Annotated in this window: 15 protein-coding genes; 3 read left to right on the forward strand and 12 right to left on the reverse strand. The window is 44.5% G+C overall.

The window, feature by feature from the left end; all coding sequences use genetic code 11:
• Nucleotides 1-58: 58 nt before the first annotated feature.
• The 8 genes from ACOJUO_RS13255 to ACOJUO_RS13290 all read right to left on the reverse strand — a co-directional run bounded on the left by ACOJUO_RS13255 (nucleotide 59) and on the right by ACOJUO_RS13290 (nucleotide 14,084).
• Nucleotides 59-649, reverse strand: coding sequence for an RING finger domain-containing protein (locus tag ACOJUO_RS13255; RefSeq protein ID WP_422132490.1), 591 nt, complete (start codon nucleotides 647-649; stop codon nucleotides 59-61).
• A 218-nt stretch (nucleotides 650-867) separates the two neighbouring features.
• On the reverse strand, nucleotides 868-1,473 hold the full coding sequence (locus ACOJUO_RS13260) for an RING finger domain-containing protein (RefSeq protein ID WP_422132491.1): 606 nt from the start codon (nucleotides 1,471-1,473) through the stop codon (nucleotides 868-870).
• Nucleotides 1,474-1,755: 282 nt separating this feature from the next.
• On the reverse strand, nucleotides 1,756-3,567 hold the full coding sequence (locus ACOJUO_RS13265; RefSeq protein ID WP_422132492.1) for a WD40 repeat domain-containing protein: 1,812 nt from the start codon (nucleotides 3,565-3,567) through the stop codon (nucleotides 1,756-1,758).
• Nucleotides 3,568-3,918: 351 nt separating this feature from the next.
• Nucleotides 3,919-5,712 (reverse strand): F-box/WD repeat-containing protein, encoded by a 1,794-nt coding sequence (locus ACOJUO_RS13270; protein ID WP_422137181.1) that lies wholly within the window; start codon nucleotides 5,710-5,712, stop codon nucleotides 3,919-3,921.
• Nucleotides 5,713-5,865: 153 nt separating this feature from the next.
• A complete protein-coding gene (locus tag ACOJUO_RS13275) occupies nucleotides 5,866-7,653 on the reverse strand; it encodes a WD40 repeat domain-containing protein (protein ID WP_422137182.1) in 1,788 nt (595 codons plus the stop codon).
• Nucleotides 7,654-8,090: 437 nt separating this feature from the next.
• Nucleotides 8,091-9,881 (reverse strand): WD40 repeat domain-containing protein, encoded by a 1,791-nt coding sequence (locus tag ACOJUO_RS13280; RefSeq protein ID WP_422137183.1) that lies wholly within the window; start codon nucleotides 9,879-9,881, stop codon nucleotides 8,091-8,093.
• 297 nt (nucleotides 9,882-10,178) lie between these two features.
• Nucleotides 10,179-12,011 (reverse strand): F-box/WD repeat-containing protein, encoded by a 1,833-nt coding sequence (locus ACOJUO_RS13285; protein ID WP_422132496.1) that lies wholly within the window; start codon nucleotides 12,009-12,011, stop codon nucleotides 10,179-10,181.
• A gap of 285 nt (nucleotides 12,012-12,296) precedes the next feature.
• Nucleotides 12,297-14,084 (reverse strand): WD40 repeat domain-containing protein, encoded by a 1,788-nt coding sequence (locus tag ACOJUO_RS13290; protein ID WP_422137184.1) that lies wholly within the window; start codon nucleotides 14,082-14,084, stop codon nucleotides 12,297-12,299.
• Nucleotides 14,085-14,780: 696 nt separating this feature from the next.
• Here ACOJUO_RS13290 and ACOJUO_RS13295 point away from each other — a divergent pair.
• Complete coding sequence (locus ACOJUO_RS13295; RefSeq protein WP_422137185.1) at nucleotides 14,781-15,551, forward strand: hypothetical protein; 771 nt, start codon at nucleotides 14,781-14,783, stop codon at nucleotides 15,549-15,551.
• Here ACOJUO_RS13295 and ACOJUO_RS13300 read toward each other — a convergent pair.
• Nucleotides 15,501-17,432 carry an F-box/WD repeat-containing protein gene (locus ACOJUO_RS13300; RefSeq protein ID WP_422137186.1) on the reverse strand — a complete coding sequence of 644 codons (1,932 nt, stop codon included), beginning with the start codon at nucleotides 17,430-17,432 and terminating at the stop codon, nucleotides 15,501-15,503. The two genes, ACOJUO_RS13295 and ACOJUO_RS13300, sit on opposite strands and share 51 nt — an antisense overlap.
• Before the next feature lie 1,007 nt (nucleotides 17,433-18,439).
• Between ACOJUO_RS13300 and ACOJUO_RS13305 the strand changes: the two genes are divergently transcribed.
• Both ACOJUO_RS13305 and ACOJUO_RS13310 read left to right on the forward strand, forming a co-directional pair.
• Complete coding sequence (locus ACOJUO_RS13305) at nucleotides 18,440-19,249, forward strand: type II CAAX prenyl endopeptidase Rce1 family protein (protein ID WP_422132500.1); 810 nt, start codon at nucleotides 18,440-18,442, stop codon at nucleotides 19,247-19,249.
• Nucleotides 19,250-19,382: 133 nt separating this feature from the next.
• Nucleotides 19,383-21,017: an IS1634 family transposase gene (locus ACOJUO_RS13310; RefSeq protein WP_422137187.1), complete on the forward strand. Its 1,635-nt coding sequence runs from the start codon at nucleotides 19,383-19,385 to the stop codon at nucleotides 21,015-21,017.
• Here the strand turns inward: ACOJUO_RS13310 and ACOJUO_RS13315 are convergent.
• The 3 genes from ACOJUO_RS13315 to ACOJUO_RS13325 all read right to left on the reverse strand — a co-directional run bounded on the left by ACOJUO_RS13315 (nucleotide 20,974) and on the right by ACOJUO_RS13325 (nucleotide 24,954).
• Entirely contained in the window at nucleotides 20,974-22,653 is a 1,680-nt protein-coding gene (locus tag ACOJUO_RS13315; protein ID WP_422137188.1) for a WD40 repeat domain-containing protein, read from the reverse strand. The two genes, ACOJUO_RS13310 and ACOJUO_RS13315, sit on opposite strands and share 44 nt — an antisense overlap.
• Before the next feature lie 63 nt (nucleotides 22,654-22,716).
• Nucleotides 22,717-23,004 carry an F-box protein gene (locus tag ACOJUO_RS13320; RefSeq protein WP_422137189.1) on the reverse strand — a complete coding sequence of 96 codons (288 nt, stop codon included), beginning with the start codon at nucleotides 23,002-23,004 and terminating at the stop codon, nucleotides 22,717-22,719.
• 165 nt (nucleotides 23,005-23,169) lie between these two features.
• A complete protein-coding gene (locus ACOJUO_RS13325) occupies nucleotides 23,170-24,954 on the reverse strand; it encodes an F-box/WD repeat-containing protein (protein ID WP_422137190.1) in 1,785 nt (594 codons plus the stop codon).
• Nucleotide 24,955: the final 1 nt, after the last annotated feature.

The following is a 24,955-nucleotide window of genomic DNA, read 5'->3' on the forward strand; positions in this document are numbered from 1 at the left end:
CAACAAGCTCAGCCTGGTGAGGGGTTTGCGTGAATTGAAAATCAATATTCCAGGAGCCTTATGGATCCAGATGAGAACTAATACTGGACCAAACTCCGCAAACGTATGCACCAGTAGCAAAACCAGCAAAATGAGAAGCAGAAAGGTAGCCATAAATTGCAAAAGCTATAGGACAACCGGCAACGCCAATAACCGCACCCGTAAACGCGAAAAGTTTTAAGTCAGCCAGGCTATTTGCCGCTCCAAAAACAGATCCAGTTGCAATGGCTGTACTTACACCAGCAGCCAGGGCAGACTCAACATCACCAGTCTCAAGGTCAATAATGCCGGAGGCACCAATAAAGATTGCCGAAGTGATAGCAGAGCTAGCAGCACAAATAAAAACATCAGTAGCAATTTGAGAAACTTTTCTGATTACCCGTTCACGCAATGAACGAGTAAGAGGCATACTCTCAAGGATAAATGACGGCACTTCAGACCTACAAATAGGACATTTCTTAGATCGGTCAAACCATTGAGCAATGCATTTTCTTCCAAAGACATGAGTCTCATGACACGGGAGAACTACTTTATCATCACATCGAAGATCTTCATTATCATTTTCATTAAAAGACTCGAAACAGATTTGACATACATCCGCAACATTCATCGAAAATAAACTCCATCTCTGTTCAAATATCTGGACACCCATCGAGAATTCCACATCCAGTGCTTTAAGTGGACTGACCAACTTCGAGGGTCAATTCTACTTTAACTAATCAATCTGCCTGACAGTCAATTCGTCCTTCCAGGAGCCTGACCTCCACTTCATCAGCGGTTATAAAAGTCATGACGACTTTGTTGGGTGTGACCAGTCTTCGCGTTTCTTTATGGGTGTAGATTAGTTAAGGGCCAAGTTCCGCCAACGAGTGCACCAACAGTAAAACCAGCAAAATGAGAAGCAGCAAGGTAGCTATAACTTCCAAAAGCTACAGGACAACAGGCAAAGCCAATAGCCGCACCTGCCAACCCGAAAGGTCGTAAGTCAGCCAAGCTATTTCCCGCTCCAAAAGCAGATCCAGTTACAATAGCTGTACTTACACCAGCAGCCAAAGCAGAGTCAACAGCAACAGTCCCAGCCAAACCAGTGCCGAGGCTAATAGCGCCGAAGGCACCAATAAAGGTTGCTGCAGTAAGAGCAGAGCTAGCAGCACTAATAAAAGTATAATTAGCAATTTGAGAAATTTTTCTGATTACCCGTTCATGCAATGGACGAGCAGGAGGCATATTCTCAAGAATAAATGACGGCTCTTCAAATCTACAAATAGGACATTTCTTAGATTGGTCAAACCATTGAGCAATGCATTTTCTTCCAAAGACATGAGTCTCATGACACGAGAGAAATACTTTATCATGACATCGAAGATTTTCATGATCATTTTCATTAAAAGTCCCGAAACAGATTTGACATACATCCGTAACATTCATCTTCATAAAATAAACTCCATTTTTGTTGATTGGTTAATGATTAGATAAAAAACCGGGAGAAAAGTTCACCAAATTTTATGACTTATCCTGTGACAAGCTGTTATTTACCTGCGGTTGACAGGGATATTCAAACGTTAATTCAGTAAGTTAGAGTCAGCTCTAGCACGAAAGTTTTTGAGATTGATGCAAGCGTAACGTTGAACCTTACATGAGATTCCCCAAGCGTTTGGGAAGTAGCATCAGCTGGGTCTGGAAAGAGGTGTTGCAGAAGTATAATGAGGGTTTGGGTTAATGAGTAACAGTAAACGATCGGTCAATCATGCATAGTTTTGTGATTTTCGCCCTGTTACCTCCATGTATAGTCAACACATGACCATCCAAGCTGAAGATGGCCGATTTGATCTCAGTATTATCGCAAATGACTGCTTTTTCTTTCCATAATCCATCGCTCCCCAGGCCGTAAATTATCGCCTTACCCTCGGTACTGCAGGTGACCACATGGTTGCCACCGATGCTGAAGGTTGCCGGTCCGACACTAATATCATGGGAAATGGTAGCTTTCTTCTCCCAGGATCCATTGTCCTTCCGGCTATAGACTTTCACCGTGTGATCCTCACTGCAGGTGATCACATGGCGGCTATCGGCGCTGAATTTGGCTGAGCGGATCTTAAGGTTATGGGAAATGATCATTTTTTCTTCCCATGATCCATCGTCCTTCTGGCCATAGATTTTCGCCACTTTATCTATACCGTGGGTGACCACACAGCGGCTATCGGAGCTGAAGGTGGCTGAGAAGACCCAATCATCGTGGGTAATGATAGCTTTTTTTTCCCATGAGCCATCGTAGTTCTTGCCGAAGATGATCGCCCTGCCGTCCATACTGGCGGTCACCACACAGCGGCTATTGAGGCTGAAGGTGGCTGACCAGACTCCATCATCATGAGAAATGATGGCTTTTTCTTCCCATGAACCATCGGCCTCCAGGCCATAGATTTTCACTTTGTTATCTGCACTGCGGATTATCACATGGCGACCATCGGCGCTGAAGGTGCCTGAGTTGAGCCCGTTATCATGGGAAATAATGGCTTTTTCTGCCCATGACCCATCGTTCTTCCTGCCATAGATTTTCGCTTTGCCATCAAAACTGGCGGTCACCACATATCGGCCATCGGCGCTGAAGGTGACTGAGCGTAAAAAATTATTGTGGCGAATGATGGCTTTCTCTACCCATGACCCATCGGCCACCTTAGCATAAATTTTTGCCTTGCCATCTCTACTGGCGGTCACTGCATAGTGACTATCGGCACTGAAGGTGGCTGAGTGGACAGAGTCGTCATGGGGAATCGTTGCTTCTTCCCAGGATCGGTCGTCCTTCTTGCCATAAATTTTCGCCCTGCCACCTATACTGGTAGCCACTAAATAGCGGCCATCGACACTGAAGGTGACCGATTTGACACAGTAGTTATTGGGGATAGTGCCTTTTGCTTCCCAGGATCCATCGCTCTCCTGGCCATAGATTTTCCATGTTTTAGAGTCACAGGCGATCACCAAGTTGCTGCCATCGCCGCTGAAGGCAGCTAAGTGCTCTGAACTATCGCAGAGGATGCTGGCTTTAGTCTCTAATTTAAATGTTTTACATTGAGACATCAGTTTAGTCAGAGTGGAAAAGAACAGAGCAGGAAAATAAATACTCGCCTGGCGATCCATAATTGACTTAACTAATGCCTCATCCTTTGTAAAACGCTGCAACCATTTCTGGAGTTCATCTTTATCTTTTGTAGCGACAATTGTCTTTAGTAAAGTCTGGTGTGATGAAGCCAACCGGCGATACCACGCCCTTGCCAATGCAGCATCATTTTTGAGCCTCTTATTAATGTCTGAATTTGCCCGTGTTAATTGAATAATGTCATGAGCCCGCAAATAGGTGAAAATTTTGGATTGAACTCCCGGGGGCAAATCGAGCAATAATGAAAACTCATTCTTGTCACGTACAATGACGTTCCTGCCCATAGTGGTACAACCTGGTGTATCTGATGGTGGTTGACCTGGTTTTGATGAGGGTGGAATACTTCTACCGGAATTGTTATTCAGGCAATCCATAGTTCGTTTTCCATCGTTGTTATTTATCCCTGATTGGCAAGGATATTCAAAATTCATTCTGCAGCTTAGAGTCGGTTTTAGTAGGAAAGTTCACAATATGGATCTAATCGTAACGAACAAGAAAACAGGGCTTTGATCCGGGAAAATGATCAATAACCAGAAAGCGGGTTTCTATCTTTCAGAACATGCAGAATGGCACTCTGGGTCAGCACCTGTAACCCACCAAAAAACATTTACCTGCTGAACCTTGCATGAGACTCCCCAAGCGTTTGGGAAGCAGCATCAGCGGGGTCTGGAAAAAGCGTTGTTGAAGAATAATGTAGGTCTGGGCTAATGAGTGACAGTAAACGATCAGTCCTTCATTGATAGTTCAGTGATTTTCGCCGTGTCATCGTCATGGATGGTCAACACATGGCCATCGGCGCTGAAGATGGCTGTCCTGATCCCTTCGAGATGAGAAATGGCGGCTTTTATTTTCCATGATCCATCGCTTACCAGGCCACAAATTTTCACCGTTTTATGGTTACCGGCAGCGACCAGATGGCGGTCATCGAGGCTAAAGGTTGCTAATATGACATCACCATAGGCATGTGAAATAATGGCTTTTTCTTCCCAGGATCCATTGTCCTTATGGCCATATATTTTTACCTTGCTATCTTCACCTCTGGTGATCACATGGCGGCCATCGACGCTAAAGGTTGCTGATATAATTTTCAAATAGTGGGAGATGATCATTTTTTCTTCCCACGATCCATCGTCCTTCTGGCCATAGATTTTTGCCACTCTGTCTACACTGCGGGTGACCACAGAGCGGCTATCGGAGTTGAAGGTGGCTGAGAAGACCCAATCATCGTGGTAAATAGTGGCTTTTTCTTCCCATGATCCATCGCCCTTCTTGCCGTAGATTATCGCTCTGCGATCGTCACTGGAGGTCACCAAGTGGCGATTATCGGCGCTGAATGTCGCTGAGTTGATGTCTTTATTATGGGAAATGATGGCTTTTTCTTCCCACGAACCATCGGCCTTGAGGCCATAGATTTTCACCTTGTGATCGATACTGCGGGTCACCACATGGCGATCATCGTCGCTGAAGGCGGCGGATTGGACCCATTTATCATGGGAAATAATGGCTTTTTCTATCCATGAACCGTCGTTCTTCTTGCTATAGATTTTCGCCTTGCCATCAAAACTGGCGGTCACAATATGGCTGCCATCGGTGCTGAAGGTGGCTGATTGGAGCGATTTATCATGGGAAATAGTGACTTCTTTTACCCATGAGCCATCGTCCTTCTTGCCACAAATTTTCGCCTTGTTATTTTTAGTGGTGATCACTACAAAGCGGCCATCGGTGCTGAAGCTGGCTGAGCAGAGCGAGTCGTCGTGGGAAATAGTCACTTCTTCCCATGATCGTTCGTCCTTCTGGCCATAAATTATCGCCTTGTCATCTCTATAGACAGCCACCACATAGCGGCCATCGGCACTGAAGGTGACCGATTTGAAACAGTATTCATGGAAGATAGTGCCTTTTTCTTCCCATGATCCATCGCTCTCCTGGCCATAAATTTTCCATGTTCCGAAGTCACAGGCGATCACCAGGTGGCGTCCATCGTCGCTGAAGGTAGCTGAGTTCTCTCGACTGCTACAGGGGATGCTCGCTTTAGTCTCTAATTTAAATGCCTTACATTGACACATCAGTTTAGTGAGAGTGGAAAAAAACAGAGCAGGAAAATAAATACTCGCCTGGCGATCCATGATTGACTTAACTAATGCCTCATCCTTTGTAAAACGCTGCAACCATTTCTGGAGTTCATCTTTATCTTTTGTAGTGACAATTTTCTTTAGTCGAGCCTGGTGTGATGAAGCCAACCGGCGATAACATGCCCTTGCCATTGCATCATCATTTTTGAGCCTGTTGTTAATGGATGAATTTACCCGTGTTAACAGGGCAATATCACGAGCCTGCAAATAAGTAAAAATTTTGGATTGTATATCCTCGGGTAAATCGAGCAATAATGAAAACTCATTCTTGTCACGTGCAATGACGTTCCTGCCCATAGTGGTACAACCTGGTCTATCTGATGGTGGTTGACCTGGTTTTGATGAGGGTGGAGTAATTCTAACGTAATTGTTATTCAGGCAATCCATAGTTTGTTTTCCATCGTTGTTATTTATCCCTGATTGGCGAGGATATTCACAATTGATTCTGCAGCTTAGAGTCGGTTTTAGTAGGAAAGTTCACAGGATTGATCTAATCGTTACCAATAAGAAAACAGGACTTTGTTTTGGGAAAATGATCAGTCATTCATCCATCCATAGCTCACTGATTTTCGCCATGTTATTGCCATGGATGGTCAACACATGACCTTCGGCGCTAAAGATGGCTCGTCTGATCCCTCTGCGATGATAAATGGTGGCTTTTTTTTGCCATGGTCCATCGCTTACCTGGCCATAAATGTTCGCCATTTTATCGCTACCGGCAGTGACCAAATGGCGGCCATCGACGCTCAAGTTTGCTGATATGACATCATCGTGGGTAATGATAGCTTTTTCTGCCCAGGAGCCATTGTCCTGATGGCCATAGATTTTCACTTTGCTATCTCCACCGCGGGTGATCACATGGCGGCTATCGAAGGTAAAGGTTGCTGAACAAATATACAAATAATGGGGGATTGTCGTTTTTTCTTCCCATAAGCCATCGTCTTTCAGACCATAGATTTTCGCCTTTTCATCTTTACTGTGGGTGACCACAGAGCGGCTATCAGGGCTGAAGGTGGCTGACCAGACACAATCATCATGGTTAATAGTGGCTTTTTCTTCCCATGATCCATCGTCCTTCTTGCCAAAGATGATCGCCCTGCCATCCTTACTGGCGGTGACCACACAGCGGCTATTGGGGCTGAAGCTGGCTGAACAGACTCCATCATCATGATAAATGATGGCTTTTTCTTCCCATGAACCATCGGCCTCCAGGCCATAGATTTTCACCTTGTTATCGGCACTGCGTGTCACCACATGGCGGCCATCGGCGCTGAAGGTGGCTGAGTCGACCCGGTTATCATGGAAAATAATGGCTTTTTCTGCCCATGACCCATCATTCTGCTTGCCATAGATTTTCGCTCTGCCATCAAAACTGGCTGTCACCACGTGGCTGCCATCGGCGCTGAAGGTGATTGAGCTTAAAAAATTATTGTGGCGAATGATGGCTTTTTCTACCCATGACCCATCGGTTAACCGGCCATAAATTGTTGCCTTGCCATCTTTACTGGCGGTCACTGCATAGTGACCATCGGCGCTGAAGGTGGCTAAGCGTAACGAATCGTCGTTGGAAATAGTTTCTTCTTCCCATGATTGTTCGTTCTTCTTGCCATAAATTTTCGCCTTGCCAAATATAGTGGTGGTCACTACATAGCGGCCATCGGCACTGAAGGTGGCAGATCTTACATCGTCATCATGGGAGATAGTGCCTTTTGCTTCCCATGATCCATTGCTCTCCTGACCATAGATTTTCCATGTTTTAAAGTCACAGGTGATCACTAAGTGGCGGCCATCGTCACTGAAGATAGCTGAGTTCTGTTGACTACTACAGCGGATGTTGGCTTTAGTCTCTAATTTAAATGTCTTACATTGACACATCAGTTTAGTGAGAGTGGAAAAAAACAGAGCAGGAAAATAAATACTCGCCTGGCGATCCATGATTGACTTAACTAATGCCTCATCTTTTGTAAAACGCTTTAACCATTTCTGGAGTTCATCTTTATCTTTTGCAGCGACAATTGTCTTTAATAGAGTCTGGTGTGATGAAGCCAACCGGCGATACCATGCTCTTGCCATTGCAGCATCATTTTTGAGTCTGTTGTTAATGTCTGAATTTGCCCGTGTTAATTGGGTAATGTCATGAGCCCGCAAACAGGTGAAAATTCTGGATTGTATTCCCGGGGGCAAATCGAGCAATAATGAAAACTCATTCTTGTCACGTACAAAGACGTTCCTGCCCATAGTGTTACCACTTGGTGTATCTGATGGTGGTTGACCTGGTCTTGATGAGGGTGGAGTACTTCTACCGGAATTGTTATTCAGGCAATCCATAGTTTGTTTTCCATTATTTATCCCTGATTGGCAAGGACATTCAAAATTGATTCTGCAGCTTAGAGTCGGTTTTAGCAGGAAAGTTCACACTAAGTACTCAACCATACGAAATCATATTTTCTGACTTATTGTTCAGGCACTCGCGGCAACTGCTCCTGCGTTGCTCTAGCTCCTGCATCCATGCAGTCGTGATGCGTTGCAACTCTGGTCACATAGCTTGCTATGTTCCCGTCGTTGCGCCTTGCAGAGCACCTGCCCAATAAGCCAGAAATATTCGATTCCGTATGGCTGAGCGCTTATTGATCTAATCCTCAGCGGGGTCTGGAAAGAGGGTTTGTAGAATTCGTTGCGGGTACCCTTTTGCGCTCAAGTTATCGTGCTGAGCTGGTGTTGCAGAAGAATAATGCGGATCTTGGCTAATGAGTGACAGCAAACAATTAGTCGTTCATCTGTAGTTCAGTGATTTTCAACGTTCCATCACCATGGATGGTCAACACATGGCCGTCCGTGCTGAAGGTGGCTGATTCGATGGAACTATGATGGGAAATGATGGCTTTTTGTTCCCAGGTCCCATCACTCTGTCGGCCATAAATTATCGCAGTGCCATCTCTACTGGCGGTGATCACATGTTGGCTATCGGGGCTGAAGGTGGCTGAGAAGACCCAATCATCATGGCAAATAGCATCTTTTTCTTCCCATGTTCCATCGTCCTTCTTGCCGTAAATTATCGCTATGCCATCGTCACTGGAGGTCACCAAATAGCGGCTATCGGGGCTGAAGGTGGCTGAGTTGACCTCTTCATCATGGGAAAAGATGGCTTTTTCTTCCCATGAACCATCGTCCTCCAGGCCATAGATTGTCACAATGTGATCGTCACTGATCGTCCTCACATAGCGACCATCGGGGCTGAAGGTGGCTGACCTGACACAATCGTCATGGGGAATAATAGCTTTCTCTATCCACGACCCATCGTTATTCCTGCCATAGATTTTCGCATTGCCATCAAAACTGGCGGTCACCACATGGCGGCCATCGGTGCTGAAGGTGGCCGATGCTACTAACATATCGTGGGTAATGACGGCTTTTTCTGTCCACAAGCCATCTTCCCCCTGGCCATAAATTTTCGCCGTGCCATCTCCACTGGCGGTCACCACATAGCGGCCATCGGTGCTGAAGGTGGCTGATTTGACCCATTTATTATGGGAAATAATGGCTTTTTCTTCCCATGATCCTTCGTCTGTCTTGCCATAGATTTTCGCCTTGCCGTCTCCGTCGGCGGTCACTACATAGCAACTATCGACGCTGAAGGTGGCTGAGCAGACCCATTCATCATGGTAAATAGTGGCTTTTTTTTCCCATGATCCTTCGTCATTCTTGCCATAGATTTTCGCCTTGCCGTCTTTACTCCAGCTCACCAGATGGCGGCTATCGGCGCTGAAGGTGGCTGAATTGATCCAGTTATCATGGGAAATAGTGGCTTTTTCTTCCCATAATTGTTCGTCCTTCTGGCCATAAATTTTCGTCTTGAAATCGTCAGCAGCGGTCACTACATAGCGGCCATTGGCACTGAAGGTGACCGTACAGACACGGTTATCATGGCAGATAGTGCCTTTTGCTTCCCATGATCCATCGCTCTTCTGGCCATAGATTTCCACTGTTTTACAATTGACGCTCACCAGATGGCGACCATCGGCACTGAAGGTAGCTGAGCCGGTCTCGCCATCACAGGGGAGTGTGGCTTTTGTCTCTAATGCAAATGTTTTACATTGAGTCATCAGTTTTGTGAGAGTGAAATAGAGCAGGACAGGAAAGTGAATACTCGCCTGGTGATCCATGATTGACTTCACTAATGCCTCATCCTTTGTAAAACGCTTTAACCATTTCTGGAGTTCATCTTTATCTTTTGCAGCGACAATTGTCTTTAGTAGAGTCTGGTGTGATGAAGCAAAATGGCGATACCATGCCTTTGCCATTGCAGCATCATTTTTGAGCCCGTTGTTAGTTTGTGAATTTGCCCGTGTTAATTGGGTAATATCATGAGCGCGCAAATAGGTGAAAATTCTGGATTGTATTCCCGGGGGCAAATCGAGCAATAATGAAAACTCACTCTTGTCACGTACAATGACGTTCTTGCCCATAATGGTACCACTTGATGTATCTGACGGAGGTTGACCTGATGCTGATGAGGGTAGAGTAACATCACAGGAATTTTTATTTATGCAATCCATTGTTCGTTTCTCTTTCTCCGTAGATAGTGTTTAACCTTGAATAGCAAGGATATTTAATATTGATTCTGTGATTTTGACTCGGTTTTAGTATTAAAGTTCACTATCTATCTCTGAACATGCAATGTGAAGTTTGATTTAAAAATCGGGACTACTGAAATGTGAGTTTTTCTAATGATATCAGCAGGCATTAGCCGCACAAAGCAAGATCGAAGCTAATCAGAAATTTTGGTATGGTCAACGAAATCTTCCAGCTGATGCACCTTCGGTACACGGCTGAATGGAACAGCGAACCATCATTCATTCATTCATACTTAGTTCAGTGATATTCGCCGCACGATCGTAGATCACCATCAGGGCATTATTGACGCTGGGGGTGGATTTTCGGTCGATGGTCAATACCAGACCATCGTTGCTAAAAGTGGATATTAGGACAGTACCTTGATGGGAAAGGGTGGCTTTTTCTACCCATGATCCATCGCTGTTCTGACCATAAATTTTCGCCTTGCCATCGAAACAGGCAGTAACCACATGGCGGCCATCGACGCTAAAAGTGGCTGATCTAATACTATTGCCATGGGAGATGATGGCTTTTTGTTGCCATGTTCCATCGTACTTCAGACCGTAGATTTTCAACTTGTGATCTTCACTGCGGGTGATCACATGGCGGCTATCAGCGCTGAAGTTAGCTGATACGATCCGGTTTTCATGAGAAATGATGGCTTCTTCTTCCCATGAATCATTGTCTTTCTGGCTATAGATTTTCGCTTTGCCATCGAAACTGCCAGTCAACACATGGCGGCTATCCGGGCTGAAGGTGGCTGAGTTGACCCATTTATCATGGGAAATAGTGGCTTTTACTTCCCATGATCCATTGTCAGTCAGGCCATGGATTCTCACCTTGTGATCGCTACTGGCAGTCAATATGAAGCCGTCATTGGCGCTGAAGGCTGCTGAGTAGAACCAGCTATTATGGAAAATAGTGGCTTTTTCTTTCCATGACCCATCATCCAGGCCATAGATTTTCACCTTTTTATCTCCGGAGCGGGTGAACACGTAGCGGCCACTTGCGCTGAAGTTAGCAGAGTGGACCTGGTCATCGTGAGAAATAATGACTTCTTCTGCCCATGACCCATCGTCCCTCAGACCATAGATTTTCGCCTTGCCATCTTCACTGGCCGTCACTAGATAGCGGCTATCAGCGCTAAAGGTTGCCGAATTGACCCAATAATCGTGGTGAATAATAGCTTTTTCTTCCCATGATCCATCGTCCTTCTGGCCATAAATTTTCGCCTTCTTATCGTAACTGGCGGTCACTACATAGCGATCGTCGGCGCTGAAGACGGCTGAGTTGATAAAGCGATGATGGTTAATAGTCGTTTTTTCTTCCCATAATCCATCGTCATTCTTGCCACAGATTATCGCCTTGTAATCGTCATTGACGGTCAACAGGTAGCGGCTATTGGCGCTGAAGGTGGACGATATGACGTAGTCATCATAGGAGATAGTGCCTTTTGGTTGCCATGACCCATCGTCCTTTCGGCTGAAGATTTTCATCCATGTGTCTTCAGTATGAGCCAATACATGGCGGCCATCGGCGCTGATGACAGCTGATTTTAACCCACCATTACAGATGAGGCTGGCTTTTGTCTCTAATTTAAATGTTTTACATTGAGACATCAGATTAGTGAGGCTGAAAAAGAACAGAGCAGGAAAATGAATACTCGCCTGGCGATCCATGATTGACTTCACTAATGCCTCATCCTTTGTAAAGCGCTGCAACCATTTCTGGAGTTCATCTTTATCTTTTGCAGTGACGATTGTCTTTAGTAGAGCCTGGTGTGATGAAGCAAACCGGCGATACCACGCCCTTGCCATTGTGGCATCATTTTTGAGCCTGTTGTTAATGGATGAATTTGTCTGTGTTAAATGGGCAATATCACGAGCCTGTAAATAAGTAAAAATTTTGGATTGCATATGCTCGGGTAAATCGAGCAATAATGAAAACTCATTGTCATCACGTACAATGACGTCCTTGCCCATAATGGTACCCATTGGGGTCACTGATGGCGGTTGTTCAGGTGTTGATGAGGATGGCGCACTTCTAAAGGATTTGTTATCTATGCGATCCATTGTGTGTTTTCCATAGTTGTTATTTATCCCTGATTGGCAAGGGTATTCAAGATTGATTCTGCAGCTTAGAGTCGGTTTTAGCAGGAAAGTTCACACAATTGATCTAATCGTAAGTACCTGGCCAGTTGGTTTCGCATATTCTGGCGAGTGGATTTTTTCATCCTTCAAGGCGCAACGACGGGCGCGTAGCCGAAGCTACGCAATCAGAGTTGGAACGCAGAAGGGTGGAAAAAGCCGCCGTCCAGAATATGCGAAACCAACTGGTTAGGTACTTATAGCAAACCATCAATCATTCATACTCAGTTCAGTGATGTTAGTCTTGAAATCGATGGTTAAGACAAGTCCATCGGCGCTGAAGGTGGCTGATTGGACAGTACTTTGATGGGAAATGGTGGCTTTTTCTTGCCATGATCCATCGCAGTTCTGACCATAAACTTTCGCCTTTTGATCGAAACTGGCAGTGACCACATGGCGGCCATCGATGCTAAAGGTTGCTGATCTGATATCCCTGCCATGGGAGATGATGGCTTTTTCTTGCCATGATCCATCGTTCTTCAGGCCGTAGATTTTCACCTTGTTATCTTCACTGAGGGTGATCACATGGCGGCTATCAGCGCTGAAGTTAGCTGATACGATCCAGTGTTCATGAGAAATGATGGTTTTTTCTTCCCATGATCCATTGTCTTTCTGGCCATAGATTTTCGCCTTGCCATCGTGACTGCCAGTCAACACATGACGGCTATCCGGGCTGAAGGTGGCTGAGTTGACCCGGTAATCATGGGAAATAGTTGCTTTTACTTCCCATGATCCATTGTCAGTCAGGTCATGGATTCTGACCTTGTGATCGCAACTGGCAGTCAATATATAGCGGTCATTGGCGCTGATGGCTGCTGAGCGGAAGTGGCAATCATGGAAAATAGTGGCTTTTTCTTCCCATAACCCATCGGCCTTCAGGCCATAGATTTTCAGCTTTTTATCTCTGCCGTTGGTGAACACATAGCGGCCACTTGCGCTGAAGGTAACCGAGAGGACTCGGTCGTCATGGGAAATAATGGTTTTTTCTGTCCATGACCCATCGTCCTCCCGGCCATAAATTTTCGCCTTGCCATCTTTACTGGCAGTCACTACATAGCGGCTATCGGCGCTGAAGGTTGCCGAATCGACGTGACAATCGTGATGAATGATGGCTTTTTCTACCCATGATCCATCGTCAATCAGGCCATAAATTTTCGCCTTATGATCGAAACTGGCGGTCACTACGTAGCGATTGTCGGCACTGAAGGTGGCTGAGTTGACCCAGTTATCATGGGTAATAGTCGCTTTTTCTTCCCATGATCCATCGTCCTTCTTGCCATAGATTTTCGCCTCGCCATCTTTACCGGCGGTCACCATGAAGCGGCTATCAGCGCTGAAGGTGAAGGATCGGATATGGTCATCATGGGAGATAGTGCTTTTTCGTTGCCATGAACCATCGTCCTTTTGGCCGAAGATTCTCAAAGTGCTCTTCTCAACTTCTCTTATCACCAGATGGTCGCCATCGGGGCTGAAGGCAGCTGAGTTCATCCCATGACTAAGGAGGCTGGCTTTTGTCTCTAATTTAAATGTTTTACATTGAGACATCAGATTAGTGAGACTGAAAAAGAACAGAGCGGGAAAGTGAATACTGGCTTGGCGATCCATGACTGACTCTACCAATGCTTCATCCTTTGTAAAACGCTTTAACCATTTCTGGAGTTCATCTTTATCTTTTGTGGTGACGATTGTTTTTAGTAGAGTCTGGTGTGATGAGGCAAACCGGCGATACCACGCCCTTGCCATTGCAGCATCATTTTTGAGCCTGTTGTTAATGCATGAATTTGCCCGTGTTAAATGGGCAATATCACGAGCCTGCAAATAAGTAAAAATTTTGGATTGCATATCCTCAGGTAGATCGAGCAATAATGAAAACTCATTCTTGTCACGTTCAATGACGTTCTTGCCCATAATGGTACCCATTGGTGCAACTGATGGAGGTTGTTCAAGTGTCGATGAGGTTGGCGTGCTTCCAAGGGATTTTTTATCTATGTGATCCATTGTTCGTTTTCCATAGTTGTTATTTATCCCTGGTTGGCAAGGGTATTCAAAATTGATTCTGCAGGTTAGAGTTGGTTTTAGTAGGAAAGTTCACATAAGTACTCAACCATACGAAATCATATTTTCTGACTTCTTGTTCAGGCACTCGCGGCAACTGCTCCTGCGTTGCTCTAGCTCCTGCATCCATGCAGTCGTGATGCGTTGCAACTCTGGTCACATAGCTTGCTATGTTCCCGTCTTGTTCACAGGTTTGTTAATCGCACTGACTTCAATGTTATGAACTTACTTTCCAAAACCGACTCAAAACTATTGAATCAATTTTAAATATTCTTGCTAGCAGCCTGTCGGACTTAAGACTGTCCTACTGCGGTTGCAATAAATTGGTCTAAAAATCTCTGTTTCTTCGTCAAATAGCTCGCTATTCTCCTCAGAAACAGAGATTTTTATCCTCAATTTCTTGCAATCCTCGCTACGGACGCTTAAGTCCGACAGGCTGCTAGGAGCCTGACCGAGAATAGACTGCCCTACTGCGGCGGCAGCAAATTGGTCTGAAAATCCGCTTTTGTTCGTCAAATAGCTCGCTATTCTCCTCACAAAACCGAATTTTCATCCTCAATTTTCTGCCGTCCTCGCTACGGGCGCTATTCTCGGTCAGGCTCCTAGGTGAGAACGAAGCTAACTAAAGAGATATTAAAAATGGATAATGTAGATAACAATTCCGGCATTGTTGCTTTATTTTCACCAAAGCCTGAGAAGGAATCATCAGAGGCTGTCTGCTTCGGAAGAACTACAACGGCATCTGGAAAAATTGATTCTTCATCGAGGCGTGCCGTCAACGGAGGTGATCCTGATCACTCAAGTCAGAGGTTGGGAGCGGTTGCCAGCACCAGCAAATCACTTGAACAGAGAATAGTGTCTAGCCAGGAGAGCACCGAAATAGACGCAGCAAACAAAAAAGCCCGGGAAACTGTGAAAAAAATCATAAATTACTTAGATAATTTGAAACAAGAATATCTAATTAATAAAGATAGGTGTAGGAGAAATACAGCTACTGCTCAGGATATCCAAGTACTTGAGAATGTCATCCAATTACTTGGATATCTTGAACCTCGCAATATTTCAAAAAGTCAAAAAATTAATGATGGGACGTGCCGTTCTCAACTATTTAATTCTTATTATCATGTTAGTTATGAGGGTGAGGTGCTATTTTCTGTTACCAATACTCTTAAAGATAATCGAGATGATGGCTTTTCTGGTGCAAGTTGGTCTCTGGCTACTGGAACCACACCCTTATTTGATGAACTCTATTATGCTCCTGGTGCCCCCGGTTATCAATCTGCAAAAACTGAATTTAAGGCATTACAGACCAAATCGTTACTTAATGACCCAATGCTCTCAGTTATTGAGAATCATGAATCAAAAGAGGCGACATTTAGTGTGAAACAGAGAGTATTCATTGACTCTTGAGTTGCCCGCGCTATGGATGAACAACAAACGGTCATCGGCGTTGAGGGTGGCTGATAGGATAATACCAGGATCGGAAATGCTGGCTTTTTCTTCCCATGATCCATCGCTGTTATGACCATAAATGTTCACTGTTCCATCGTAACCGACAGTGACCATATAGCGGCCATCGGCACTAAAGGCTGTTAATTTGATACCCCTATCATGGGAGATGATGGCTTTTTCTCTCCATGATCCATCGATCTCCAGGCCATGGATTTTCACCGTTAAATCTTCGCTGCAGGTGATGACATGACGGCAATCGGGGCTGAATGCGGCATAGTAGACACTTTCGCTATGGGAAATGATGGCCTTTTCTTCCCATGATCCATCGTCCTTCTTGCCATAGATTTTCGCTTTGTTATCCAAACTGGCGATCACCAGATGGCGGTTATCGGCGCTGAATTTGGGTAAGAAGCCGCTTTTTATATGGGAAATGGTGGCTTTTTCTTGCCATGGTCCGTCTTTATTCTGGCCAGAGATTATCGCCTTGCTATCTTTACTGGAGGTTATTAAACAGCGACTATCGGGGCTGAATGTGACTGTCTTGACCTTTGCATTGTGGGAAATGATGGCTGTTTCTTCCCATGATCCATCGGCATCCAGTCTATGGATTTTTGTACTGCCATTTTTTCTGGTGATCACCACATGGCGGCTATCGGAGCTGAAGGTGGCTGAGGCAAAATGGGGAATAATGGCTATTTCCAGCCATGACCCATCGTTCTTCCTGCCATAGATTTTCGCTTTGCTATCCAGGCTGGCGCTTACCACGTAGCGGCTATCGGGGCTGAATCTGGCTGTGTAGAGAATGTCATTATGGGGAATGATGGCTTTTTCTGCCCAAGACCCATCGTCACTCTGGCCGTAGATTTTTGCCCTGTGATCCCAACTGATGGTTACTACATAGCGACTATCTTTGCTGAAAGTGGCAAAATTGACTCTACCATCATGGGAAATAGTGGCTTTTTCTTCCCATGATCGTTCGTCCTTCTTGCCATAGATTTTCGCTTTGCCGTCGTTACTGTAGGTCAACACATGGCAGCTATCGGGGCTGAAGGTGGCTGAGCGGACCCAGTATCTGTGGGAAATAGTGGCTTTTTCTTCCCATGATTGTTCGTCCTTCTTGCCATAAATTTTCGCCTTGCCATCCATGCTAGCGGTCACTACATAGCGGCTATTGGCACTGAAGGTGACTGATCTGACTTCCCTGTCATGGGAGATAGTGCCTTTTGCTACCCATGATTCATCGCTCTCCTTGCCATAGATTTTACAGGTTTTGGAGTCACAGGCGGTCACCAGGTGGCGTCCATCGGCGCTGAAGGAAGCTAAGTCCTCTGAAGTGTAGGGGATGGTGGTTTTAGACTCTAATTTAAATGTTTTACATTGACACGTTAGTTTATTAAGAGTGGAAAAGAACAAAGCAGGAAAGTGAATACTTGCCTGGCGATCCATGATTGACTCGATTAATGCCTCATCCTTTGTAAAACGCTGCAACCATTTCTGGAGTTCATCTTTATCTTTTGTAGCGACGATTGTCTTTAGACAAGTCTGGTATGATGAAGCCAACTGGCGATACCACGCTATTGCCATTCCATCATCATTTTTGAGCCTGTTGTTAATGGATGAATTTACCCGTCTTAAATGGGCAATATCACGAGCCTGCAAATAAGTAAAAATTTTGGATTGTATATCATCGGGTAAATCGAGCAATAATGAAAACTCTTTCTTGTCGCGTTCAATGACGTTCTTGCCCATAGCGGTACCACTTGGAGTATCTGACGGTGATTGACCTGGTGCAGATGGGCGTGGAGTAATACTGCAGGAGCTGCTAATTGAGCAATCCATAGTTCGTTTTCCATGGTTGTTATTTATCCCTGGTTGGCAAGGATATTCAAAATTGAGTCTGCAGCTTAGAGTCGGTTTTAGTGGGAAAGTTCAAAATAATCTTTAGCGCGATAGAGAGTTAGAAAGTTCGATTAGTTAGGTACTTATCTTAGGGTAGACATTAAGCCCCACCCACAGCACAAAGACCTAATCTTGTACGCCCTGAACAACCATCTCGTGCAGGGTGTTCACGTTTCGCATTATCTGCCCAGAAGTTGAGCAGCTTCCTTGTAAGTAGTCAGCCATACTGAGGAATTCAGACCGGTCGAAACACGTCAGCAGTTTTTTTCAACTAGTCTACTATTTGCAGTACTCATCTTGTTCAGCCTTGATAATTTTTTCGAAGCTTTGTTGTGGCTGTTCAAGGTGAGTTCTGCCGCTAGAAATGAATCTTTTTTGAGCTTAATGTCTACCCTAAGAATCCCACCTATCGCTATACGAATCCACATTCTTTGAGTCTTTGGAGCAGTATTGAATACAACCTGGTTCCATGCCCTTTGCATGACATTTTATGCGATACTTAAACAGTTGTCTCAACAGAGAGAAGCGGTAAGCACTTCTATCACCCTGCTGGTATTTTTATTTTGTACTGGTCTCGAATAGTTAGCATTCCTAACACAGTCGTTTCTATTCATAGAACTTTTTGGCAACAGCATAGTCAAATAATAAAAGATCAAATCGATTCTTAAGGAGAACAAAATGCAAACACAAGGCACTCAGAGAAACACCTGGTATCAATGAACTCACTTTTAAAGACAGTAGCGTTATACAAAACCCTGAATGCAATGATATGGAAAAGGGTTACTTTTAAACACGGATAATTTTAAGACAGTTGAACACATTAATCGAACTTCATAAAGCCTGCTTCAGCCAACTACTGACGGCGAGAATTATCGATAGACGAAGTCTCGGAACAGACTGAAATCGTTTAGCAGCTACCATGCTTGTTTTTTTAGGGGGGAAGTACAGTGAAAAAATATACTTTAATAATCGTAATATGTTTTTCATTAGTAACTCAACATGCAAAGTCTGCTCCTCTCATAAAAACAGAGGATCAATTTAACTCTTTGCAAACAGTAATAAACATGACCCTCACAGATTCAGATTCAGTGAATATTGAAGATGAAGAACCTAACAAGAAGATCATTCTTATAAATTCAGATACACCTCTACCAAAAACAGAGGATGAGTTTAACTCTTTGCATACAATCATAAATATGACGCTCACAAATTCAGAATCAGAATTAGAATCAGTGAATATTAAAGATAAAGAATCCTACAGAATAGTCGCTCTTTTAAAGAAGTTTGATGTTAATAATCAACTTTATTATGGTTTATTATCAGGTGTAATACATTTTACACAAGTTCAAATTGTGGCTATTTTCGTTTTACGTCCTCTATCATTAATTCATGACCCATACAATGGAAAAATAACATTCGAAGAGGCTATTACAGGAGCTGCCATTGAAGAGGTGATATTTAATGGCCTCTTGCTCCGTCTAATCAATTACTCTATAGAATTCGCAACTAATAGTAGCAACAGTCATGATGAAAAAATATTTATTTTAAGTAACATTATCAAATCCACATCATTTGGACTTTTACATCTTACCAACCCGAACCCATTAATGGCACAAGCTGTGATATCAACGATAAACTCATACAGAAGAGGACAACTTACTAAAGATTATGGTTTACTAAGCGCTACAGCATCCCATGTTACTTTAAACTTTATTATGTACTTAGTCGTCATTTATAATAGACGACACTCCTCTTAGCAGATAACAGCTATTAAGTACTCAACCATACGAAATCATATTTTCTCACGTTCAATCTGCCTTTCACCACCCCGATTGATATTTGCCTAAAATCTGTTGTCAAAGAAATAAACAGACATTCAGGTGCACCAACATGCCTCAAGCTCAATACCAGTCTAAGAACCTCAACCACCTTGGCTTGGTTGCCGCTATGTGTCGGGAGTTAAAGATAGCCGAATACATTGATGCCCGTATCACAAATGACTCCGATGTTCGTAATGTCACTATTGGACAAGCTGTAGTTGCAATGATCATCAATGGCTTGGGCTTTACGGGGCAAACTCTGTACATGCTCCCTGAGTTTTTTGAGGATAAGCCGATTGACCGCCTTATCGGGGAAGGTATTCAGGCTGAACACTTGAACGACAAGGTACTTGGTCGGGCTCTCGACAGTTTGTACGACGCTGGTGTTAGCGACTTGTATCTCAATCTGGCCGTCAAGGTCGTCAATCATCTGAAACTTCCTTGCAAGGCATTAAATCTGGATGGCACCAGCTTTCATGTGGATGGAGTCTATAACAGTCATGACAATCCAGACGACTTAAATTGTATTCATATCTGCCAAGGTTACAGCCGTGACCACCGGCCTGACCTGAATCAGGTAGTCTTGCAGTTAATGACTGAAAATCAGGCGGGCATCCCTGTGTTTATGGCCCCTGCCAGCGGTAATGTAAACGACAAAACCTGTTTTCAGGAAATTATCAAAAATCATCTGTCATGTTTTAAGGCCGCTTTGAATAGCCGCTATCTGGTTGCTGATGCTGCCATGTATGTTGCAGAAACCCTTCAGTTGCTTGATGAGCAAAAGCAGCTGTTTATCTCCCGGGTGCCCCTGAACATCAAGGAGGCAAAGGAGCTGGTCTGCAAAGCGCCAACCATGTCGCTGGTGCCTGTTGAAGGCTATGAAGATTACTACTCAGCTGAAGTGCCTTCCTGCTACGGAGGGGTTCAGCAACGATGGTTCCTGTTTCTCAACAAAAAGCGCGGGCTTAGTGAACGGAAAACATTGACCCGAAAGATGCAAAAGCAGTCACTGAAAGAGGCCCGTGATCTGGAGAAGCTGAGCAAAAAGGCCTTTTTGTGCCGGGACGATGCATTGAAGGCTTTTGCCTTGTGGCAGAAACAATCGAAACTTTGCCAAAGCGAAACAGAGCCAGAGGTTATCCGTAAACCCTGCTATTCGGGCAAAGGAAGACCATCGCCGGATAGCAAGCCTGATCACTTCGAGTACTTTGTGCAGGCTGAATGCTTTGTTTCCTGCGAGAAAAGGGAGCATGCAGAAGCCTCACTGGGTTGTTTTATCCTAAGCACCAATGAACTGGATAAAAATAGTTTGAATGCCTCTGAGCTGCTGTCTACTTATAAGTCGCAACAAAAAGTTGAAGGCGGCTTTCGGTTCCTGAAGAGCCCGGACTTTCTAGTCTCTTCGCTCTATCTGAAGAAAGCGGAACGTATTGAAGCCCTGTTAATGGTGATGACTCTATGCCTGATGGTCTATGCTGCTATCCAGCAAAGAATCAGGCAGGAACTGAAAAAGCAAAGTCGTGTATTTCCAGACCAGAAAAAAAAGCCCTGCCAGAACCCAACAGCAAGGTGGGTATTTTTCTGTTTCCAGGGGCTTAGTGTATTAACGGTCAATAATCAGGAGGAACATGTGATTGGCTTGAAGGAAAGGCAGTGGACGATCATTCAAATTTTGGGCATTTTTTACGAGTCCATGTATTCCTGATAGGGGTGGTGAAAGGCGGATTCATACTTAGTTCAGTGATGCTCGCCGTGTTCTTGCTATGGATGGTCAACAAATGGTCATCGGCACTGAGGGTGGCTGATCGGATAACATCAGGAAGGGAAATGCTGGCTTTTTCTTCCCATGATCCATGGCTGTTCTGACCAACAATTTTCACTGTCCCAGCGAAACTGACAGTGACTACATGGCGGCCATCGACACTAAAGGTTGCTAATCTAATAAGCTCATCATGGGAGATGATGGCTTTTTCTCCCCATGATCCATCGATCTTCAGGCCATAGATTTTCATCATGAGATCATTACTGCAGGTGATGACATGACGGCTATCGGGGCTGAATTTGGCAAAGTAGACATTTTTGTTATGGGAAATGATGGCTTTTTCTTCCCATGATCCATCGTCCTTCTTACCATAGATTTTCGCTTTGTCATCTAAAGTGGCGGTCACCAGATGGCGGCTATCGGCGCTGAATTTGGCTGAGCACTCCCTTAGGTAACCGGAAATTGATTCAAGAAACTCCCAGGCTGTTGTACCAGTTGAGCAGTGACTCAGGTAATCGGAAATGATGGCTTTTTCTTGCCATGATCCGTTTTTATCCTGGCCAGAGATTATCGCCTTGTTATCGTCACTGGAGGTCATTAAACAGCCACTATCGGGACTGAATTTGACTGACTTGACCTTTCCATTATGGGAAATGATGGCTTCTTCTTCCCATGATCCATCGGTATCCAGTCTATAGATCCTTGCACTGCCATTATCTCTGGTGATCACCATATGGCGACTATCGGAGCTGAAGGTAACTGAGACAAAATGGGAAACAATGGCCTTTTCCAGCCATGACCCATCGTCTATCTGGCCATAGATTTTCGCTTTCCTGTCCAGGCTGGCGGTCACCACATAGCGGCTATCGGGGCTGAAGGTGGCTGTGCAGACATTGTCATCATGAGGAATGATGGCTTTTTCTGCCCATGACCCATCGTCACTCTGGCCATAGATTTTTGCCATTTCATCCCAACTGGTGGTTACTACATAGCGACCATCTTTGCTGAAGGTGGCAAAACTGACTCTATAGTCACGGGAAATAGTGGCTTTTTCTTCCCATGATCGTTCGTCCTTCTTGCCATAGATTTTCGCTTTGCCGTCGTCACTGTAGGTCAACACATGGCGGCTATCAGGGCTGAAGGTGGCTGATTTGACCCACTGATCATGGGAAATAGTGGCTTTTTCTTCCCATGATTGTTCGTCCTTCTTGCCATAAATTTTCGCCTTGCCATCCATGCCAGCGGTCACTATATAGCGGCTATTGGCGCTGAAGGTGACTGATCTGACTTTCTCATCATGGGAGATAGTGCCTTTTGGCAGCCATGATTCATTGCTCTCCTGATCATAGATTTTACAGGTTTTAGAGTCACAGGCGATCACCAGGTGGCGTCCATCGGCGCTGAAGGAAGCTAAGTCCTCTGAAGTGTAGGGGATGGTGGTTTTAGACTCTAATTTAAATGTTTTAAATTGACACGTTAGTTTATTAAGAGTGGAAAAGAACAAAGCAGGAAAGTGAATACTTTCCTGACGATCCATGATGGACTTGATTAATACCTCATCCTTTGTAAAACGCTGCAACCATTTCTGGAGTTCATCTTTATCTTTTGTAGCGACGATTGTCTTTAGACAAGTCTGGTATGATTAAGCCAACTGGCGATACCACGCTATTGCCATTCCATCATCATTTTTGAGCCTGTTGTTAATGGATGAATTTACCCGTCTTAAATGGGCAATATCACGAGCTTGCAAATAAGTAAAAATTTTGGATTGTATATCATCGGGTAAATCGAGCAATAATGAAAACTCTTTCTTGTCGCGTTCAATGACGTTCTTGCCCATAGCGGTACCACTTGGAGTATCTGATGGTGATTGACCTGGTGCAGATGGGCGTGGAGTAATATTGCAGGAGCTGCTAATTGAGCAATCCATAGTTCGTTTTCCATGGTTGTTATTTATCCCTGGTTGGCAAGGATATTCAAAATTGAGTCTGCAGCTTAGAGTCGGTTTTAGTGGGAAAGTTCACAATAATCTTTAGCGCAACAGGGAGTTAGAAAGTTTGATTGGTATAATGTGGGTCTGGGCCAGTAACAGCAATCATTCATTCATACTTAGTTCAGTGATTCTCGCCTTGCCCGTGTCATGGGTGGTCAACAAACGGTCATCGGCGCTGAGGATGGCTGATTCGATACGACCAGAATGTGAACTGGTGGCTTTTTCTTCCCATGATCCATCGCTGTTCTGACCATAAATGTTCACTGTTCCATCGCGACCGACAGTGACCACATAGCGGCCATCAACACTAAAGGTTGCTAAGCTAATACCTCTATCATGGGAGATGATGGCTTTTTCTTTCCATGATCCATTGATCGTCAGGCCACGGATTTTCACCGTGTTATCTATACCGCAGGTGATGACATGACGGCTATCGGGGCTGAATGTGGCAAAGTAGACACCTATGTTATGGGAAATGATGGCTTTTTCTTCCCATGATCCATCGTCTTTCTTGCCATAGATTTTCGCTTTGCTATCTAAACTGGCGGTCACCAGATGGCGGCTATCGGCGCTGAATTTGGCTGAGAAGACACCCAGGTAATGGGAAAGAGTGGCTTTTTCTTTCCATGATCCGTCTTTATCCTGACCACAGATTATCGCCTTGCCATCGTTACTGGAGGTCATTAAACAGCGACTATCGGGGCTGAATTCGGCTGAGATGATCTCTCCATTGTGGGAAATGATGGTTTTTTCTTGCCATGATCCATCGGCATTCAGTTTATAGATTTTTGCACTGCCATTTTTTCTGGCGATCACCACATGGCGACTATCGGAGCTGAATTTGACTGAGACAAAATGGGAAATAATCGCCTTTTCCAGCCATGAACCATCGTTCTTCCTGCTATAGATTTTCGCTTTGCAATTCATAGTGGCGGTCACTACACAGCGGCTATCGGGGCTGAAGGTGGCTGGGTAGAGAGCTTCATTATGTGGAATGATGGCTTTTTCTGCCCATGACCCATCGTCACTCTGGCCATAGATTTTTACCCTGCAATCGAGACCGGTGGTTACTACATAGCGACCATCTTTGCTGAAAGTGGCAAACTTGACCGAATTATCATGGGAAATAGTGGCTTTTTCTTCCCATGATCGTTCGTCCTTCTTGCCATAGATTTTCGCTTTGCCGTCGTCACTGTAGGTCAACACATGGCGGCTATCTGCACTGAAGGTGGCTGATCTGACAAACCTATCATGGGAGATAGTGCTTTTTGCTACCCATGATTCATCGCTCTGCTTGTCATAGATTTTATAGGTTCTGGAGTCACAGGCGATCACCAGGTGGCGTCCATCCGCGCTGAAGGAAGCTAAGTCCCGTGAACTATTACAGGGGATGGTGGCTTTAGTCTCTAATTTAAATGCTTTACATTGACACATCAGTTTAGTGAGAGTGGAAAAGAACAAAGCAGGGAAGTGAATACTTGCCTGGCGATCCATGATGGACTTGATTAATGCCTCATCTTTTGTAAAACGCTGCAACCATTTCCGGAGTTCATCTTTATCTTTTGTAGTGACGATTCTCTGTAGACGAGTCTGTTGTGATGAAGCCAGCCGACGATACCACGCCCTTGCCATGGCATCATCATTTTCGAGCCTGTTGTTAATGCATGAATTTACCCGTCTTAAATGGGCAATATCACGAGCCTGCAAATAAGTAAAAATTTTGGATTGTATATCCTCGGGTAAATCGAGCAATAATGAAAACTCTTTCTTGTCGCGTTCAATGACTTCTCTACCTGCATAGGTACCACTTGGCGGCCCTGTTTGAGATTGATCTGGTTTTGATGAAAGTCGATCATCAATACAGGAATTGTTATTTATGCAATCCATT

The sequence above is a fragment of the Endozoicomonas sp. ALC020 genome (assembly GCF_049275935.1).
Classification (GTDB): domain Bacteria; phylum Pseudomonadota; class Gammaproteobacteria; order Pseudomonadales; family Endozoicomonadaceae; genus Endozoicomonas_A.

Bases quoted from the DNA above. Each gene is read 5' to 3' on its own strand.
- ACOJUO_RS13300 (WP_422137186.1), bottom strand. From the start codon at position 17,432: ATGGATTGCTCAATTAGCAGCTCCTGCAGTATTACTCCACGCCCATCT.
- ACOJUO_RS13295 (WP_422137185.1), top strand. From the start codon at position 14,781: ATGGATAATGTAGATAACAATTCCGGCATTGTTGCTTTATTTTCACCA.
- ACOJUO_RS13255 (WP_422132490.1), bottom strand. From the start codon at position 649: ATGAATGTTGCGGATGTATGTCAAATCTGTTTCGAGTCTTTTAATGAA.
- ACOJUO_RS13265 (WP_422132492.1), bottom strand. From the start codon at position 3,567: ATGGATTGCCTGAATAACAATTCCGGTAGAAGTATTCCACCCTCATCA.
- ACOJUO_RS13260 (WP_422132491.1), bottom strand. From the start codon at position 1,473: ATGAAGATGAATGTTACGGATGTATGTCAAATCTGTTTCGGGACTTTT.
- ACOJUO_RS13280 (WP_422137183.1), bottom strand. From the start codon at position 9,881: ATGGATTGCATAAATAAAAATTCCTGTGATGTTACTCTACCCTCATCA.
- ACOJUO_RS13270 (WP_422137181.1), bottom strand. From the start codon at position 5,712: ATGGATTGCCTGAATAACAATTACGTTAGAATTACTCCACCCTCATCA.
- ACOJUO_RS13275 (WP_422137182.1), bottom strand. From the start codon at position 7,653: ATGGATTGCCTGAATAACAATTCCGGTAGAAGTACTCCACCCTCATCA.
- ACOJUO_RS13325 (WP_422137190.1), bottom strand. From the start codon at position 24,954: ATGGATTGCATAAATAACAATTCCTGTATTGATGATCGACTTTCATCA.
- ACOJUO_RS13310 (WP_422137187.1), top strand. From the start codon at position 19,383: ATGCCTCAAGCTCAATACCAGTCTAAGAACCTCAACCACCTTGGCTTG.
- ACOJUO_RS13285 (WP_422132496.1), bottom strand. From the start codon at position 12,011: ATGGATCGCATAGATAACAAATCCTTTAGAAGTGCGCCATCCTCATCA.
- ACOJUO_RS13290 (WP_422137184.1), bottom strand. From the start codon at position 14,084: ATGGATCACATAGATAAAAAATCCCTTGGAAGCACGCCAACCTCATCG.
- ACOJUO_RS13320 (WP_422137189.1), bottom strand. From the start codon at position 23,004: ATGGATTGCTCAATTAGCAGCTCCTGCAATATTACTCCACGCCCATCT.